The sequence below is a fragment of the Collimonas fungivorans genome (assembly GCF_001584145.1).
GTDB classification, from domain to species: Bacteria; Pseudomonadota; Gammaproteobacteria; order Burkholderiales; family Burkholderiaceae_D; genus Collimonas; species Collimonas fungivorans.
In genome coordinates, this window is sequence record NZ_CP013232.1 from 3673558 (window position 1) to 3691489 (window position 17932).

15 protein-coding genes are annotated in these 17932 nt (G+C 59.9%); 4 read left to right on the top strand and 11 right to left on the bottom strand.

From position 1 onward, the window contains the following. Positions 1-61 precede the first annotated feature (61 nt). The 4 genes from CFter6_RS15700 to CFter6_RS15715 form a co-directional block, all read right to left on the bottom strand. Entirely contained in the window at positions 62-1015 is a 954-nt protein-coding gene (locus tag CFter6_RS15700) for a FecR domain-containing protein (RefSeq protein ID WP_061540724.1), read from the bottom strand. Then, on the bottom strand, positions 1012-1512 hold the full coding sequence (locus CFter6_RS15705) for a sigma-70 family RNA polymerase sigma factor (protein WP_061540725.1): 501 nt from the start codon (positions 1510-1512) through the stop codon (positions 1012-1014). The genes CFter6_RS15700 and CFter6_RS15705 overlap by 4 nt, the downstream gene beginning before the upstream one ends. A 694-nt stretch (positions 1513-2206) precedes the next feature. After that, complete coding sequence (locus CFter6_RS15710; RefSeq protein WP_061540726.1) at positions 2207-2959, bottom strand: aspartate/glutamate racemase family protein; 753 nt, start codon at positions 2957-2959, stop codon at positions 2207-2209. Positions 2960-2961: 2 nt separating this feature from the next. Next, on the bottom strand, positions 2962-4425 hold the full coding sequence (locus CFter6_RS15715; protein ID WP_061540727.1) for an NCS1 family nucleobase:cation symporter-1: 1464 nt from the start codon (positions 4423-4425) through the stop codon (positions 2962-2964). 474 nt (positions 4426-4899) lie between these two features. On the opposite strand from CFter6_RS15715, the gene CFter6_RS15720 reads away from it, so the two are divergent. Continuing rightward, positions 4900-5613 (top strand): GntR family transcriptional regulator, encoded by a 714-nt coding sequence (locus CFter6_RS15720; protein ID WP_061540728.1) that lies wholly within the window; start codon positions 4900-4902, stop codon positions 5611-5613. A gap of 197 nt (positions 5614-5810) precedes the next feature. On the opposite strand, the gene CFter6_RS15725 is transcribed toward CFter6_RS15720, so the two are convergent. After that, positions 5811-7121, bottom strand: coding sequence for a replication-associated recombination protein A (locus CFter6_RS15725; protein ID WP_061540729.1), 1311 nt, complete (start codon positions 7119-7121; stop codon positions 5811-5813). Between the two features lie 144 nt (positions 7122-7265). On the opposite strand from CFter6_RS15725, the gene fdxA reads away from it, so the two are divergent. Further along, positions 7266-7598, top strand: a complete 333-nt coding sequence (gene fdxA, locus CFter6_RS15730; RefSeq protein ID WP_014006695.1) for a ferredoxin FdxA — start codon at positions 7266-7268, stop codon at positions 7596-7598. A 67-nt stretch (positions 7599-7665) separates the two neighbouring features. Here fdxA and lolA read toward each other — a convergent pair whose 3' ends face one another. Together lolA and CFter6_RS15740 are read right to left on the bottom strand one after the other, a co-directional pair. After that, complete coding sequence (gene lolA / locus CFter6_RS15735) at positions 7666-8346, bottom strand: outer membrane lipoprotein chaperone LolA (protein ID WP_082814822.1); 681 nt, start codon at positions 8344-8346, stop codon at positions 7666-7668. A 3-nt stretch (positions 8347-8349) separates the two neighbouring features. Continuing rightward, positions 8350-10701 carry a DNA translocase FtsK gene (locus CFter6_RS15740; protein WP_061540730.1) on the bottom strand — a complete coding sequence of 784 codons (2352 nt, stop codon included), beginning with the start codon at positions 10699-10701 and terminating at the stop codon, positions 8350-8352. A gap of 368 nt (positions 10702-11069) precedes the next feature. On the opposite strand from CFter6_RS15740, the gene trxB reads away from it, so the two are divergent. Continuing rightward, entirely contained in the window at positions 11070-12026 is a 957-nt protein-coding gene (trxB, locus tag CFter6_RS15745) for a thioredoxin-disulfide reductase (protein WP_061540731.1), read from the top strand. A 74-nt stretch (positions 12027-12100) separates the two neighbouring features. Then, positions 12101-12748, top strand: coding sequence for a Smr/MutS family protein (locus CFter6_RS15750; RefSeq protein WP_061540732.1), 648 nt, complete (start codon positions 12101-12103; stop codon positions 12746-12748). A 68-nt stretch (positions 12749-12816) separates the two neighbouring features. Here the strand turns inward: CFter6_RS15750 and CFter6_RS15755 are convergent, their stop codons facing one another. From CFter6_RS15755 to CFter6_RS15770, 4 genes are all read right to left on the bottom strand, one after another. Further along, positions 12817-13974 carry a PA0069 family radical SAM protein gene (locus CFter6_RS15755; RefSeq protein ID WP_061542401.1) on the bottom strand — a complete coding sequence of 386 codons (1158 nt, stop codon included), beginning with the start codon at positions 13972-13974 and terminating at the stop codon, positions 12817-12819. Positions 13975-14054: 80 nt separating this feature from the next. Continuing rightward, positions 14055-15092, bottom strand: coding sequence for an acyltransferase family protein (locus tag CFter6_RS15760; protein ID WP_061540733.1), 1038 nt, complete (start codon positions 15090-15092; stop codon positions 14055-14057). Positions 15093-15100: 8 nt separating this feature from the next. Continuing rightward, positions 15101-16492, bottom strand: coding sequence for a phosphomannomutase/phosphoglucomutase (locus tag CFter6_RS15765; protein WP_061540734.1), 1392 nt, complete (start codon positions 16490-16492; stop codon positions 15101-15103). 18 nt (positions 16493-16510) lie between these two features. Beyond that, entirely contained in the window at positions 16511-17932 is a 1422-nt protein-coding gene (locus tag CFter6_RS15770; protein ID WP_061540735.1) for a mannose-1-phosphate guanylyltransferase/mannose-6-phosphate isomerase, read from the bottom strand.

Genomic DNA, 17932 nt, shown 5'->3' on the forward strand with positions numbered 1-17932 from the left:
GGTTGACTAGACCTGCGCCCGGCCAATGGCCGGATCCAACTGAAACTCTTGTGTGTGCACCCTAGGCTGCCCTTACGGTGACCCAGTACTGGGTGACTCTCTCTATCCGCACCGGCAGCACCTTGCTGAGCAGGGCCAGCACCTGGTCGGTGTCCTTCAGCTGATAGGTGCCCGAGACGCGTTGCTCCGCCACCGCCGGATCGCAGCTGAGACGGCCGTGGCGATAGCGAGAGAGTTCCTGGACAAAATCGGCCAGCCGCATCTTGTCCGCAAACAGCACGCCTTGCGACCAGAGCGCCTGGGCCTCGTCCACCGCCAGCACCGGCCCGGCCTGGCTCGCGCTAAAGCTGCACTGCTGGCCGGCTTGCACCACCACGGCTGCCGCTTTCAGCGGCGTCAACTCGATCGCTCCCTCGAACACCGCCACATGGCTGCGCATGCCCTCTTGCCTGACGTCGAAGCGGGTGCCGAGCGCACGCAGCATGCCATGCCGCGTCTGCACCCTGAACGGACGCGCCGGCAGCATCTTGTCGGCTGCCGTGGTCACCAGCACTTCGCCGGTGTAAAGCTGGACCAGGCGCTGGCGGCCGTCGAATTTGACATCGACCGAACTGGCGGTATTCAGGATCAGCTGGGTACCGTCCGCCAGCGCAATCGTGCTGCGCTCGCCGGTTGCGGTCTGGTATTCGGCAGTCCAGTCCTCCCACGGCAGCTTGGCGGCCAGCCAGGCCACCGGCGCTGTGCTTAGCAGCACAGCCAGGGCCTTGAGCGCCGCCCGACGCTGCTGCGGATAGGCCGGACGGTCAAGCACCGGCATGCCCAGCTCGGGAGGAATGTCGCTGAACGAGTCGGTGAGCCGTTGCGCGCATTGCCATGCGCGCTGGTGTTCGGGGCTGCGCGAACGCCAGTGCTGCCAGGCTTGCTGGTCGGCTTCGGTAGCATCGTCGCCATGCAGCTTCATCAGCCAGGTGGCGGCTTCGCGAATGATCGCCGGATTGATCGATGTCTCTGTCATGGCAAGGAAAACGTCAGGCACTGCTCGAAACCCAGCACCATATGGCGCTTCACGGTCCTGACCGAAATGTTCAGCTGCTCGGCGATCTCGGCGTAAGTCAGGCCTTCCAGCTGCGACAGCAGGAAAGTGCTGCGTGCCTTGGGCGGCAGGCGGTCCAGCATGGCGTCGACTTCGAACAGGGTCTCCAGCAGGATGGCGCGATATTCCAGCGACGGCGCCTGCGCTTCGGGCAGCAAGGCCAGCGTCTCCAGGTAAGCACGCTCCAGCGCTTCGCGCCGATAAGCATTCGCCACCAGGCCTTTGGCGATGACCGTCAGGTAGGCGCGCGGCTCTTCGATCACCTCGATTGCAGGTTTCAGCAAGACCCGTACAAAAGTGTCTTGCGCGATATCCGCAGCGTGGTCGATATTGCCGAGGCGCCTGCGCAACCAGCCCACCAGCCAGTTGTGATGGTCAATGTACAACGACTGCATCGGCGTAGCGTCCACCTTGGGCATGAGCGGCTCTCCTAACAATGTGCTTCTTTCAAAGCCAAGACAAAATCAAAGATGCTGGCAGTTGCATGAAAGCGGCCGGTCTTTGTGCTGCGCCGCGTTTCCAGGCAAAAGGAAAACATCGCAAAGGCGATTGCGTTCTTCCTCTACTCAATCCAAGACCAAAATGTATGACCAATCTGCGTCGATCGTCAACAAGACGACAGGGGCAAAACAACACAATCGCCACTAAACATTTAATTATTTGAACATTTCCTTTTTGCGCTCAGCGATTCTAACCAGCAAAGTCCGATTGTTACCCGATATTTTATTGGACCTTCGCATGGCGCCGAATCGCGCATCTTTACGAAAATGCTCCGCATGGATTGCGAGAGACACAATCATTGTGCGAATGAAGCAATATCGAGGCCAAGATGCAGCAGATTGCGCCTGTTTTGGGATCGACAAACAAATATGGAAATTTAAAAAAAGAATGGCACTTTTTTTTGTCTCAAGTGGCAAGACTAGTGAGCAGGTCTTAATGTGTGCAGGGAGATTTTGAGCGAATGTTGACAGTATCCGTTAAACAATCGTTGCGATAGTCCAGCGGCAAGCGCGTATTTGGTGCATGGCGCACCGCTATTGCTTTGTCGGCAAGTGCACAGCCGAAGCCGGGGATGAGCTGGATGCGCCGATTGTTACCTTTCCGGCCAGGCGCCTATGGCCGGCCAGGCGCGCGATCCCAGGAAAATTTTTCCAGCGGACCGGTATAGGGTTTAGCCAGGGGAAACGCTAGGTCGCCGCGCTTGCCTGTCTTCAAGCCCAGTTGCACCAGGCTTTCCGCCAGTTTCAGCGCCACCGTCACGCCGTCGATCACGGCGATGCCGAGCTCTTCTGCAATCGCCTTGCAGAGATCGCTCATGCCGGCGCAACCGAGCACGATGCTGTCAACCCTGTCCTGCTCCATCGCCTGCCGGCATTCAGCCAGGATGATGCGATACGCGTCCGAGCCCGGCCGCTCCAGGTCCAGTACATTCAGTTCGCAAGCGCGCACCTTGCGGCAAAAGCGCTGCATGCCGTATCGCTCGGCCAGGTGCCAGGCGATGCCGCAGGTCCGCTCCAGCGTGGTGACCACGCTGAAACTGCCGCCGATCAGGCTGGCGGCGTGCATCGCCGCTTCGGCGATGCCGATCACCGGGCCGCGCGCGGCTTCGCGTGCGGCATACAGGCCGGGATCGCCGAAACAGGCGATTACATAGGCATCGATGCCGGCCGCCTCGCCCTTCCTGATTTCATCGAGGATGCCTGGCACGCTCAGCGCCTCGTCGTAGTGGCTTTCAATCGACGCCGGCCCCATCTCCGGGCTGACCGCGATCACCTCGGTGCCGATGGCGGCGACCCGGCGCGCGCACTGGCCGATTTTCTCGGTCATGCTCCAGGTCGTATTAGGATTGATGATTTTGATTTTCAAGATCAGGCGCTCGCTGCTCCTGCCGCCTTCGGCACGGCCTGTTTATCGCTGATGGTCCAGTAAATCGCCAGGCCGCATGCCATGCCGATGAACCAGGTGAAATTGGCCAGGCTGCCAAGCGACGGCAGCAATACGCACAGCACCGGAATCACTGCCGACGGGATCAGCGCGATGATGGCCTTGGGGTTATAGCCATTGCTGTACCAGTAAGCGCCCTTCGGATCCATGGTGTAGAGGTCGTCGACGATCACCTGCTGTTTTTTCACCAGGTAGAAATCGGCAATCAGGATGCCGAACAAGGGGCCGATGAAGGAACCCAGGATATCCAGCGTGTAATGGATCACATGCGGATTGTTGAACAGGTTCCAGGGCGTGATGAAAATCGAGGCGACCGCGGCGATCATGCCGCCCATGCGCCAGCTGACCAGCTTCGGCGCCACGTTGGAAAAATCGAAAGCCGGCGACACGAAGTTGGCGACGATATTGATGCCGACCGTGGCGATCATGAAAGTCAGGCCACCCAGCACCACCGCAAAAGTGTTGTCGATATGGCTCACCATCTCCACCGGATCGGTAATCAGCTTACCGTACAGCGGCAAGGTGGCAGCGATGCAGACTACGGTCAGCAATGAAAAGCCGAGGAAATTGACCGGCAGGCCCCAGAAATTTCCCCGTTTTACCGATTGGTAATCCTTGCCGTAGCGCGAAAAATCGCCGAAGTTGAGCATCGGCCCCGAGAAATAAGACACCACCAGCGCGGTAGCATTGATCATGATCGGGATCGCCGCCGCGCCGCTGTATTTGATGCCGCCCAGGTTCAGGTCGATATTGCTCCAGCCGGCCTTGCTGATCAGCCAGGCGGCCAGCAGGAACATCACCACGTACACCGCCGGCCCGGCCCAGTCGATGAACCTGCGGATGGCGTCCATGCCAGTCCAGAACACGATCGCCTGCAACACCCACATCACCATGAAACCCAGCCAGCCGAAATAAGACAGGCCGGCAAAACCGTATTGCTTGAGGTCGGCGTAAATCGCCAGCTGCGGGAAAAACTTGAGCAAGATCAGCAAGAAGGCGCCGGACGCCAGGTAAGTCTGGATGCCGTACCAGGCTACCGCAATCAGTCCGCGGATAATCGCCGGGATGTTCGCTCCCAGCACGCCGAAGGTAGTGCGGCAAATGACCGGATAAGGGGCGCTGGTGACCTGGCTGGGCTTGGCCACCAGGTTGGCGAAGAACTGCACGATCATGATGCCGGCCAGCAGCGCCACCAGCACCTGCCAGCTGCTCAACCCGAGCGCAAACAGGCTGCCGGCGGTCACGTAGCCGCCTACGCTGTGCACATCGGACATCCAGAACGCAAAAATATTGTAGCTGCCCCAGGTCTGTTTTTTCAGCGGCGCCAGGTCGTCGTTGGTCAGCCGGTCGTGATACGAGGGCTTGATAATCGCATTGTGCTGTTCCATCGTGACTCCTAATCCAGAGTGTTAACAAATCAGGCCGGGCGGGACATCGCCGGGAACTGGTTTTGATTGGCAAAGCTGGTTGACAATGAAACCGCATAAATCATCGACAATCAAATACACAATTGCGCACAATCATTCCTGACCTATAAGCCAGAATCGTGCCAAGCATTGTAGAAGCCAGGGTGAGCAAGAATGGGATGGCTGTATAAAAGGGGATTTTTCCGACTGCGAGACGGGTGATGACAGGGACTTGGAAAGCGGCACAAACTGGTGCAAACCCAGCCATAATTGTGCACCTGCCTCGCAATGATGCAATTTCAAGGCGCTGGACACGCGAAAGCCAAGCTAGCCGTGCAAGCTGCCGGCTTCGGACTTATACTGTTGCCACGTCAATGGGAAAATGCTGCGATCCATGTATAAATTGTGCACAATACCGATATTGAATACGCCTGGAACCGAACCGGAGGCCATGGCATGAGCGCAGTCCCCAGAGGCGAGCAGGCCGAGTTGAGCAACGATGAAATCGATGCCCGCATCCACCTCGCCATCATCGACGCCATCCTCGACCACCAGCTGCCGCCGGGAACGCGCCTGGTCGAAGCGCCGCTATGCGAAGCATTCGGCGTGACGCGCGGCACCTTGAGGCGGGTTTTTGTGAAACTGGCGCATGAACGCGTGATCGACCTGCAGCCGAACCGCGGCGCGGTGATCGCCATGCATGACGTCAAGGAAGCGCGCGAAGTGTTCGAGGCGCGCGTCATCCTCGAAGGCGGCTCGGTCAGGAGCCTGGCCGGCAAGCGCAAGGTGTTACCGGAATTGCGCACACTGGTGAAACGGGAACACGCGTTGCGCGAGCAAGGCAACTGGGGGGAATGGATACGCCTGTCGGGTGAATTCCATATCAAGCTCAGCGAAGCCAACCAGAACAATATCGTCAGCGCCTACCTGCGCACCCTGATTGCGCGCACTTCCCTGCTGATAGGCTTGTATGAAACGCCGAAACGCAACAGCTGCTCGGCCGACGAACACGGCGGCATCCTGGATGCGATCGAACAAGGGGATGCGGAACGCGCCGCCAGGCTGATGGAACATCACCTGGGCGAATATGCCTCCGAGCTGCTGACCGAAACCGGCCAGCCCAAGGAAGTCGATTTCGCCAGGCTGTTTTCGCCGGTGCGCGCGGCCTGATTTTTATTTCGGATTCATCTGATTTTTCTAAGGGTGCAAAAAATGCTTTCGTGTGTAGGGTGGGCACGCTTTTGTGTCCACGCGGAAGCGCCACAGCGTGGGCACAAAAGCGTGCCCACCCTACTTCTTGGCATGCCATGCGCGATAACCTCTCCTTTACCCACAGAGAAGTCTGAACTGAAGTACTTTTTTCGCGCCTAGCCTTTATCGGCGTTGGCCTGGTCGTCCAGGCCTTTCAGGAACTGCATTTTCTCGGCGATCTTGGACTCGACGCCGCGCGGTACCGGCCGGTACCAGCCGGGATCGCCTATGCCATCGGGCAGGTAGGTCTCGCCGGCCGCATAGGCATGCGGCTCGTCATGCGCATAACGATACTCATGGCCATAGCCGAGTTCCTTCATCAGCTTGGTCGGCGCATTTCTCAGGTGTACCGGCACTTCCCGCGACTTGTCCTTGCGGACAAACGCCATGGCCTGGTTGAAGGCGTTGTAGCCGGCATTGCTCTTGGCCGCGATGGCCAGGTAGATGACTGCCTGCCCCAGCGCCAGCTCGCCTTCCGGCGAACCTAGCCGTTCATAGGTCGCTGCGGCGTCGTTGGCAATCTGCATCGCGCGCGGGTCGGCCAGGCCGATATCTTCCCAGGCCATGCGCACAATCCGGCGCGACAGGTATCTGGGGTCGGCGCCGCCGTCCAGCATGCGGCACAGCCAGTACAGCGCACCGTCCGGGCTGGAGCCGCGCACCGATTTGTGCAAGGCCGAAATCTGGTCGTAGAAATTGTCGCCGCCCTTGTCGAAGCGGCGCGCATTCAGGGTCAGCGCATTTTGCAGGAACTCGCTGGTGACCTGGGTCACGCCGGAAGCCTTGATGGCGCTGCCGCTCTGCTCCAGCAGGTTGAGCAGCCGGCGCGCATCGCCGTCGGCATAACCGATCAGGGTATCGACCGCGGCCTCGTCGAACTGCAGGTGCGACAAGACCCGCTCCTGCGCGCGCGCCAGCAGTAGCTTCAGTTCATCCTCGGTCAGGGCCTGCAGCACATACACCTGCGCCCGCGACAGCAAAGCGGAATTGACTTCAAACGAGGGATTTTCGGTAGTCGCGCCAATGAAGGTCACCAGGCCCGATTCGGCATACGGCAGCAAGGCGTCTTGCTGAGATTTGTTGAAACGGTGGATTTCGTCGACGAACAAGATCGTATGCTTGCCTTGCGCCAGGTTCTGCTGCGCCTGTTCCATCGCCGCCCGGATATCCTTGACGCCCGAAAACACCGCCGACAGCGGGATGAATTCACAGTCGAAGGCATTCGCGGTCAGGCGCGCCAGCGTGGTCTTGCCGACACCCGGCGGCCCCCACAGGATCATGGAATGCGGCTTGCCGGATTCAAACGCCAGCCGCAGCGGCTTGCCCGGCCCCAGCAGGTGGCTCTGCCCGATCACCTCGTCCAGGGTCGCCGGACGCAGGGCTTCAGCCAGTGGCGGTATGGGTTCAACTTTGAAGAGATCGGACATGGTTCGGTGAAAAAATGGTCTTTGTTTGAAAAATCAAATGTAATGCAGCAGGCCAGCCCGGAAACCTGCCGGCTACACCCTCTGCGCACGAAGATGGCGATTGTGAGAGAATCCCTGTCGATTTTGACCAGCTTTCTGCCTGCCATGCCCTTTGTCGTCACCGATTCCTGCATCCGCTGCAAATACACCGACTGCGTCGAGGTCTGCCCTATGGACTGCTTCCGGCAAGGGCCGAATTTCCTGGTGATCGTCCCCGAGGACTGCATAGACTGCTCGATGTGCGTGCCGGAATGTCCGGTCGGCGCCATCTACAACCAGGCCGACCTGCCCGACGAACAGCGCCATTTCGCCGAAATCAACGCCCGCCTTGCCGCCCATCCGGACTGGAAACCGATCACCCGCTCGCAACCACCGTTGCCTGACCACGAAGCCTGGCGCGAGGTCGCCAACAAGCTGGAATTCCTGGAACAGGCGTAGGGTGGGCAGGTTTTTTTGCCCACGCGCTGCTCAAATCCGCGTGGGCACCCATGCCCACCCTACTGATTCAATACATCCGCCCCTTGGGCACGACAAACTGGAACTGCCCGGTCGACAGCGGCGGATTCTTGACGAAATTCTTGAAGGTCAGCAGCGATACCTGGCCAAACGAATCACGCAGCTCCATCGCCTGCGGCACACCGTCCTTGAGACCGATGCCGATATGGTCGAAGGTGGTGTCCTTGGCTTTCGGCGTCGCTTCCAGCCACTCCATGCCATCCTTGGCTTGGCCTTCTTTCAGGACGAAATTCTTTTCCAGGTCGTTGCTGCCGAACAGGATCGCCGCCGGTGAGGAGCCGAGCGCATTGCCCAGGCTCTTGGTGGTGACCTGGTTCAGGTCCTTGTCGTAGATGTACAGCTTGTCGCCGTCGGCCTGCAGCACCTGTTCGTACGGCTTCTGGTAAGTCCAGATGAACTTGCCGGGCCGGGCGAAGATGAAAACGCCGCTGGAAGTGCTGGTGACCTTGGGCGCCTTGCCGGCGTCGATTTTCACCAGCTGCTGCGAGAATTCACCCTTGGCCGACTGCGTGCTGCTGACGAACGACTTGAACTGCTCCAGCGCACTGGCATGGGCCAGCGACGGCAGCAGCGCCATGCTCAGCGACAGGCCGACGATCAGGCGGCCCGATTTGAACTTGGCGAACATGTTGCCCTTGCCGGCCAGGCTGGCGATGATTTTCTTTTGCATATCTTATTGCTCCGTGTTGCTATTCCCCGCCGGCACCAGGATTTCCCGGTTGCCGTTGGATTGCATGGTTGAGACCAGTCCGCTTGTTTCCATCTGCTCCAGCAAGCGCGCCGCGCGGTTGTAGCCGATGCGCAGATGGCGCTGCACCAGCGAAATCGAGGCGCGCCGGTTCTTCAGCACCACCGCCACCGCCTGGTCGTACAATTCGTCGCCTTCGCTGCCGCCGGTCGCCGCGCCGCCGCCGAGCGGGCCGTCGGCGCCGTCTTCCAGCACGCCGCCTTCCAGTATTCCTTCGATGTAGTTCGGCTCGCCCTGTTCCTTCAGGTAGTCGACCACCCGATGCACTTCTTCATCCGAGACGAACGCGCCATGGACCCGGATCGGCAAGCCGGTGCCGGGCGGCATGTACAGCATGTCGCCCATGCCGAGCAGCGCTTCCGCTCCCATCTGGTCAAGGATCGTGCGCGAATCGATCTTGCTGCTGACCTGGAACGCGATCCGGGTCGGCACATTGGCCTTGATCAGGCCGGTGATCACGTCTACAGATGGGCGCTGCGTCGCCAGAATCAAGTGGATGCCGGCGGCGCGCGCCTTTTGTGCAATACGCGCGATCAGCTCTTCCACCTTCTTGCCGACCACCATCATCAGGTCGGCCAGCTCGTCGATGATGATAACGATGGTCGTCAGCTTGTCCAGTGGTTCCGGCGCATCCGGCGTCAGGCTGAACGGGTTCGGGATTTTTTCTTCGCGCTTGTCGGCTTCTGTGATCTTCTGGTTGTAGCCGGCTAGGTTGCGTACACCCAGTTTCGACATCAGCTTGTAGCGGCGCTCCATTTCGTTGACCGCCCAGTTCAGCGCATGGCCGGCCTGACGCATGTCGGTCACCACTGGTGCCAGCAGGTGCGGGATACCCTCGTAGATCGACAGTTCCAGCATTTTCGGATCGATCAGGATCAGTCGCACCTGTTTTGGATCAGATTTGTAGAGCAGGGACAGGATGGTGGCGTTGATCCCCACCGATTTGCCCGAACCAGTCGTACCCGCCACCAGCAAGTGCGGCATCTTGGCTAGGTCAGCCACCACCGGATGGCCGGCGATATCCTTACCGAGTGCAATGGTAAGACTGGAAACGCTGTCGTTATAGACCTTGGAACTGAGGATTTCGGTCAGACGCACAATTTGACGTTTAGGGTTGGGTAGCTCCAGGCCCATATACATCTTGCCCGGGATAACTTCGACCACGCGGATCGAAGTCAGAGATAATGAACGCGCCAGGTCGCGCGCCAGACCAACGATCTGGCTGCCCTTGACGCCGGTCGCCGGTTCGATTTCATAGCGCGTGATCACCGGTCCCGGATGCACTGCCACAACCGTTACCTGGACACCGAAATCGGAAAGCTTCTTCTCAATCAGACGACGGGTGAATTCTAACGTTTCTTCGCTCACGGTCTGCTGCGCGGGTGGCGCCTCATCCAACAGCGACAAAGGCGGCAAATTCGTATCAGGCAAATCCTCGAACAAAGCGCTTTGTTTTTCCTTCTGCACCCTCTCGGATTTCGGCACAGCCACGATTTGTGGCTCAATGCGGATCGGTGGCGCTACCACGATCTTGGCGCGCTCCTGCACTACCACTTCTTCGCGCTTGACCGCAGCGACCTGGCCGACCTTGCGGTCCTGGCGCGCCACGTAGAAATTCTTCAACCACTGCACGCCATTTTCGATGCCGGCGCCGATGCGCTCCGCCAGCGTCAGCCAGGACATATGAAAAAACAGGCTGATGCCGATGGCAAACAGCAGCAGTAAGAACAAGGTGCCACCGGTGAAGCCGAGCGCATTTCGCGAGCCACTGCCGATCAGTTGCCCCAGAACACCACCTGGCGTACGAGGTAATTGCACATGCGCCGCTAGCCAATGCATGCAGTTAAATTCAAGGCCCAGACTGCCGGCCATGATCAGGGTAAAACCGACGGCGCGAATCAAGCCTTCGTGGTGATGCTCTGGTTCGACGTCTTTCTCCGCCACATAACGTTGCGAAATACGGCGATAACTTTGCCACAGGGTACGCAACAGCAGCACGCACCACCACCAGGCGGAGGCTCCGAAGACGAACAACATTAGGTCGGATATCCAGGCGCCGACACGGCCACCCCAATTGTGGATACCCGACACTCGAGCACCATGCGACCAGCCTGGATCCTGCTGCGAATAACTGGCGAAAATGATGATCAGGTAGGCTGTGATGACCGCATAGACGATCCAGCGCGCTTCATACAGCAGCCGGACCAGACGGCTCGGCAAAGGCTGCGCCTCTTGCGGCTTGGTGTTGCGGGTATAGGCTTGGCTTGTTCTAGTCATAAATCCGGTTGGTGTTACTTCGTTATCACTTTACAGGTGCGCGGAATGCATTCGCAAGTTGAAATTATGCACCTAATACCTATATATATAACCAGTGTTTGATGTTTCCATTTGAAACATGAGCAAAAAACCAAGCTTGGGGAGCAAGGATTTTTGATGCGCCGCCACTTGAAAGCGTCGGCTCGACTATAATCTTACCGAGTTTTTGAGCGCAATTTGATGATCTTGACAATATTTATCCGCCGCCAGCGGCCATAAATCCGCATTCATCATCTGATCAGCTGGGGACAGCATCATTCGCCGCAAGTCTGTGCTGGCGGCAACCCTGTCCGACAACTGTTTTTGATATCTGTTACCTGAGGCACACGATGACCACTACCAAACCCGCCAAGCACGCCCATGTCCTGATCCTCGGTTCCGGGCCCGCCGGCTACAGCGCCGCTGTCTACGCCGCCCGCGCCAACCTGAAGCCGGTCCTGATCACCGGCGTCGAGCAAGGCGGCCAGCTGATGACTACCACCGACGTCGAGAACTGGCCCGGCGACCCGCACGGCGTGCAAGGTCCGGAACTGATGCAGCGCCTGCTCAAACACGCAGAAGAATTCAACACAGAGATCATTTTCGATCATATCCACACCACCAAGTTGTCGGAAAAACCATTTCGCCTGATCGGCGACAATGGCGAATACACCTGCGACGCCTTGATCATCGCCACCGGCGCCTCGGCCCAGTACCTCGGCCTGCCGTCGGAAGAAGCGTTCATGGGCAAAGGCGTCTCGGCCTGCGCCACTTGCGACGGTTTCTTCTACCGCGGCCAGGAAGTCGCCGTGGTCGGCGGCGGCAATACCGCTGTCGAAGAAGCACTGTACCTGTCCAATATCGCCAGCAAGGTAACGCTGATCCACCGCCGCGACAAGTTCCGCGCCGAGCCGATCCTGGTGGACCGCCTCAACGCCAAGGTGGCGGAAGGCAAGATCGTCATCAAGTACAACCACACGCTGGATGAAGTCACCGGCGACGCCAGCGGCGTGACCGGCATCAACATCAAGTCGACCGCCGACGGCAGCGTCACGCCGATCACGCTGCACGGCATCTTCATCGCCATCGGCCACAAGCCGAACACCGGCATTTTCGACGGCCAGCTGGAAATGCACAACGGCTACATCAAGACCAAAACCGGCCTCGAGGGCATGGCCACCGCCACCAGCGTGCCGGGCGTGTTCGCCGCCGGCGACGTCCAGGACCACATCTACCGCCAAGCCATCACCAGCGCCGGCACCGGCTGCATGGCGGCGCTCGATGCGCAGCGTTTCCTGGAAGACTAGATTTCCAGGAAGAGTAATGTTCACGCGTGGGCATGATGTGCCCACCTTACTTCGCTGCAACGGACGCATACATCATGGCCGGCCCGATCAAAGACTTCAGCGCCCTCAAATCGCTGCGCAAGGAAATCAAGGCGCAGGATGAAGCACGCCAGGCTGCCGCGGCCGAAGCCAAGCGCCGCGAGCAGGAAGCGCGGCGTGACGCCGACATCTTCCGCAGCAGCATCGGCAACGTCAAGCCGCTGGCGGTTCCGGCCAAATTCACGCCTGACATCCCGCGCCCGCTGCCGATCGCGCGCCAGCACCTGGCCGACGAACAAGCCGCGCTGGAAGCATCGCTGTCGGACGATTTCAACATCGAAACCTTGCTCGATACCGATGAAACGCTCAGCTTCGCCCGCAACGGCATCGGCCCCGACGTCATGCGCAAGCTGCGGCGCGGCCACTGGACTATCCAGCAGCAGCTCGACCTGCACGGCCTGCGGCGCGAAGAAGCGCGCGAAGCCCTGGCCGAATTCCTGCGCCTGGCAGCGAAACGCGGCTGGCGCTGCGTGCGCATCATCCATGGCAAGGGACTGGGTTCCATCAACAAGGAACCGGTGCTGAAATCCAAGGTCCGCAACTGGCTGGTGCAGAAGGAAGAAGTGCTGGCCTTCTGCCAGGCCACCGCCGCCGAAGGCGGTTCCGGCGCCCTGCTGGTGCTGCTGAAGGGCCAGACCGCTTGATTCGATTCATGCTTGATTCTCGCTCGATTCTCGCTCGATTAGTAGGGTGGGCACAGGTGCCCACCCTACTAAAACAAACCCATCTGGCCTGACAAGCGGTCTTTTTCCGGCTGCACGTACGGCCGCCGGAAACGGCTCGTATCGAGCGTGCCGAACGAACCGCCCCGGCCCAGGCCGAACCTGAGCACGGCCTTCTCAAAACGCTGCCGCAACAGATCGGCCCACACGCCCTCGCCGCGCATGCGGGTGGCGAAATCGGCGTCATAGTCGGCGCCGCCGCGCATTTCGCGGATGCGGTTCATCACACGGTTGGCGCGTTCCGGAAAATGCGCCTGCAGCCAGTTCTTGAACAATGGATTCACCTCCCACGGCAGACGCAATACGGTATAACCGGCTCGCACCGCGCCAGCCTCGGCGGCCGCCTCTATCACACGCTCCAGGTCCGGTTCGGTGATGAACGGAATCATGGGCGCCACGCTGACGCTGACCGGGATGCCCGCCTCCGCCAGCGTGCGGATGGTGCGCAGGCGCCGCGCCGGCGTCGCCGCGCGCGGCTCCAGTGTGCGGGCGATGCTCGCGTCCAGCGTAGCGATGGTGACCGCCGCCACCGCCTGCCGCTTGGCCGCCATCCCCGCCAGCAAATCGATATCGCGCTCGATCAAGGACGACTTGGTGATCAGGGCCAGCGGATGTTCGCAATCGTGCAGCACTTGCAAGATACGCCGCGTCAGCATCAATCCGCGCTCGCAAGGCTGGTAGGCGTCGGTGTTGATGCCCAGCGCGATCGACTCGGCGACATAAGACGGCCTGGCCAGTTCCCGCAGCAGCAATTCCGGCGCGTTCACCTTGGCAAAAATCCGGCTCTCGAAATCCAGTCCAGGCGACAGGCCCAGGTAGCTATGGGTCGGCCGCGCGAAACAGTAGATGCAACCGTGCTCGCAGCCGCGATAGGGATTCAGCGAGACATTGAACGGCAGGTCCGGCGAGGCGTTGCGGCTGAGGATGCTCTTTGCCTGTTCTTCGGTAACGATGGTGCGTATCGGGGCCGGCGCCAGTTGCTCATCCTGCTGTTCATCTTCCGCCGCCCAGCCGTCGTCGAATTCCTCGCGCTGTGCAACTTCAAAGCGGCCCTGCATGTTGCTGGTCGCGCCGCGCCCCTTGCGCGCCACGCCGGGGGGCTGGAACTGGATTACCTGGGGAAAAGGCTTTTTTTGATAATCTGTCATCATGGCACCAATATACTGTATATACATACAGTATGTTAGCGTAAATCCTGCCTTTTGCAACGGTAGTTCCCCGCGCCATGCTATTTCGGCAAACGACGCCAGACATAAACCACGGGAATACAAAGCAGGATGGCCAGAGCGCTGCAGACCATGCACCAGCCAATCCCGTAGCGGTAGTTGTTATCGATGATGTGCAGGGAAAGAGCAGCGCCGCGCACCAGGCCGAGGAAAACGAAATGCGCCGGGAAAATCACCAGCGTATTTTCTGAAAGCCAGCCGGCTATCCTTGACGCCGGCAACAGCTTGGAAACGCATACAACGGCGACGATGCCGAACAGGGAAACCGGCAGGTAAAGCAAGGGCTGGGTACCGAAATACATGGTGGCCAGATCTACCCTGTCGTTCAATTGCCCGGCGCCGACCAGCAGCGCCGCCGCTGCCAAGGCTGCCAGCAACAGCGGTCCGATGCGCATGGCGTCAAACCAGGCACGTTCGCGTACATGCTGCCCGATCGCATAAAACGACAGCGCCACCCACATCGTATCCAGACCAAGCAGCAGCCTGTAAGGCGGACGGCTGACGGCTAGCGTGACGGCAAATCCGAGAATTACAAACCAGCAGGTGGCGGCAGTCAGGTTCAACAGCTTGCGCGCCGCCTGGTACATGATCACCGTCGCCACCAGGCAGGGAAAGAACCAGAGCGGCGGATTGATATACAGGTCTGGCTCCAGGCCTGTCAGCAAGCCGGCGATGGGGTCGTACCACTGGCGTCCGGCAGACAATGCGGCCTTCGCGCCGATGTTGCGGGTCGCAAGCCAATACAGGTAAGCGAAGCAGAAAAACAGGAAATACGGCCAGGCCAGGGTGCGCAATATTTTTTTTGCATTGCCGTACACGGATTCATTCAATTTATCCGGCTTGAGCAGGAATCCGGAAATGAAGAAAAACAGCGGCACGTGGAAACTGAACAGCAAGCGCACCATATAGTCAGACAAGCCTTTGCTGTGGCCGACGACGATCAGGACAATGCCGATAGCCTTGGCATTGTCGATGAACACATAACGAGCGGCTGCGCCCGGGCTGAGCGATGAACGCTGGAGCGACGGAAAAAAACTCATCTGGAAAATTACGGGAAGGGCAACGCCGCATCCGGCTTCGCAGCCAGGATCACACGCTTGAATTCGGACTGGATCCGGAGCAGCGCCTGTTCCGATTCGGCCTCGAAACGCATCACGACCACCGGCGTGGTGTTGGATGAACGCGCCAGGCCGAAACCATCCGGATATTCGACGCGCAAGCCATCGATCTTGATGATGTCGTCGGCTCCCGGGAATTTCGCCTCGCTCTGCAATTTCTCGATCAGGGCGAAATTCTCACCCTCCTCCAGCTTCAATTGCAGCTCAGGCGTGCTGGACGATTGCGGCAGCGCATTCAGCACTGCCGACGGGTCGCGTTCGCGGCTCAGCAATTCCAGCAGCCGCACGCCGGCGTACAGGCCGTCGTCGAAACCGTACCAGCGGTCCTTGAAGAACACATGGCCGCTCATCTCGCCGCCCAGCGGCGCGCCGGTTTCACGCATCTTGGCCTTGACCAGCGAGTGACCAGTCTTCCACATCAGCGGCTTGCCGCCATGCGCGGTGATCCACGGCGCCAGGTGGCGCGTGCATTTGACGTCGTACAGGATCTCGCGGCCCGGGTGGCGCGTCAGCACATCCGCCGCAAACAGCATCAGCTGCCGGTCCGGATAGATGATCTGGCCATCCTTGGTCACCACGCCGAGGCGGTCGCCGTCGCCATCGAACGCCAGGCCGATTTCGGCATCGGAATTCTGCAGGGCGCGGATCACGTCCTGCAGGTTTTCCGGATGCGCCGGATCGGGATGGTGGTTGGGGAAAGTGCCGTCCACTTCGCAGAACAGTTCCTGCACCTCGCAGCCGAGCGCACGGTACAGCTCGCCGGCAAAGGCGCCGGCGACGCCGTTGCCGCAATCGACCACGATCTTCATTGGCCGCGCCAGCTTGGTGTCGCTGACAACGCGCTGCAGATAAGCCTTCCTGATGTCGTGCTGGCGGTAGCTGCCGCTTGGCACCGAGATCGTTGCCTCGACGCTGCCGCTATCGATGGCCTGGTACAGCTGCTGGATGGTCTCGCCGTATATCGCCTCGCCTGCCAGCACCATCTTGAAGCCGTTATAGTCAGGCGGATTATGGCTGCCGGTGACCATGATGCCGGACTGTGCGCCCAGCACGTGGGTGGCGAAATACACCATCGGCGTCACTACCACGCCCAGGTCGATCACATCCACACCGGCGTCGCGCAAACCGGCCGCCAGGGCGGTCGCAAGCTCGGGGCCGGACAAACGGCCGTCGCGGCCGACAATGACTGTTTTTTCACCCCTGGCGCGGGCAGTGGCGCCGAAGGCATGGCCAATCTGGCGCGCGATGCCGATGTCCAGAGTTTTACCGACGATGCCGCGAATGTCGTAAGCCTTGAATATGGATTTTTGAATCGGGAGCATGGTTGTATTCCAGGTTAACTAGCAACGTTTATAGATGTCTTCAAAACGCACGATGTCATCTTCTCCCAGGTAACTGCCCGACTGCACCTCGATCAGATGCAGCGGCAGTTTCCCCGGATTCTCCAGCCGGTGCCGCACGCCGATGGGAATGTAGGTCGATTCATTCTCAGTCAGGAATTTCTCCTCGTCGCCGCAGACAATGCGCGCCGTGCCGCTGACCACTACCCAGTGTTCAGCGCGGTGGTGATGCATCTGCAGCGAGAGTTTTCCGCCCGGATTGACGGTAATCCGTTTCACCTGGAAACGGTCGCCGCCATCGATGCCTTCATAACAGCCCCACGGCCGGTACACACGTATATGGTTCATGTGTTCCGTGCGGCTGTTTTTCTTCAGGGCTTCGACGATCTTCTTGACGCCTTGCACCTGGTCCTTGTGCACCACCAGCACCGCATCCTTGGTTTCCACCACCACCGTGTCCTGCATGCCGATCACCGCCACGAAGCGGCTCTCGGCACGAATCATGGAATCGCGGACGCCGTCTGTATACACGTCGCCGCGCAGCACATTGCCGTCGGCGTCGCCGTCCAGTATCTGCCATAAGGCTGACCAGGAACCGATATCGCTCCAGCCGATGTCCGCCGGCACCACCACTGCGTGCCGGGTATTCTCCATGACTGCATAGTCGATGGATTCCGCCTGGCAGCTGGCGAACGCTGCCTCATCCAGGCGGCAAAAATCGAGGTCATGGTAGGAAGCCTGGAAAGCCTGCTTGCAGCTCTCGGCGATCGCCGGCCGGTATTCGCGCAACTCCTCCAGATAACGCGCCGGCCGGAACAGAAACATGCCGCTATTCCAGCTATAGGCGGCATCGGCGGCAAATGTTTCGGCGCGCGCCTTGTCCGGCTTCTCGACGAATTTCTCGACCGCGTAGCAGCCGTCGATGCCCTTGAATGCGGCCTTGGCGCGGCGAATGTAGCCATAACCGGTTTCGGCAGCGCTAGGCACGATGCCGAAAGTTGCCAGCGCGCCTTGTTCGACCGCCTGCGCTGCACGCTGGACGGCCTTGTGAAAGGCTTGCGCATCGCCGATCACATGGTCGGCCGGCAGCACCAGCATGATGGCGTCCTTGTCATGCTGAAGCAAAAAATGCGCCGCCACCGCGACCGTCGGCGCGGTATTCTTGCTTTCCGGCTCCAGCAGGATGGCCAGCGGTGCGATGCTGATGCCGCGCAGCTGCTCCGCCACCATGAACCGGTGTTCATTGCCGCAGGTAAGCAGCGGCGGCATCAGTTCCGGCCAGTCCGCCAGCCGCAGCAGCGTTTCCTGCAACATCGAATGCTGCGAGCGCAACGGCAGCAGCTGCTTGGGCATGGCTTCGCGCGAGAGCGGCCACAGGCGCGTGCCGGAGCCTCCGGCCAGGATCACTGGATATATTTTCAT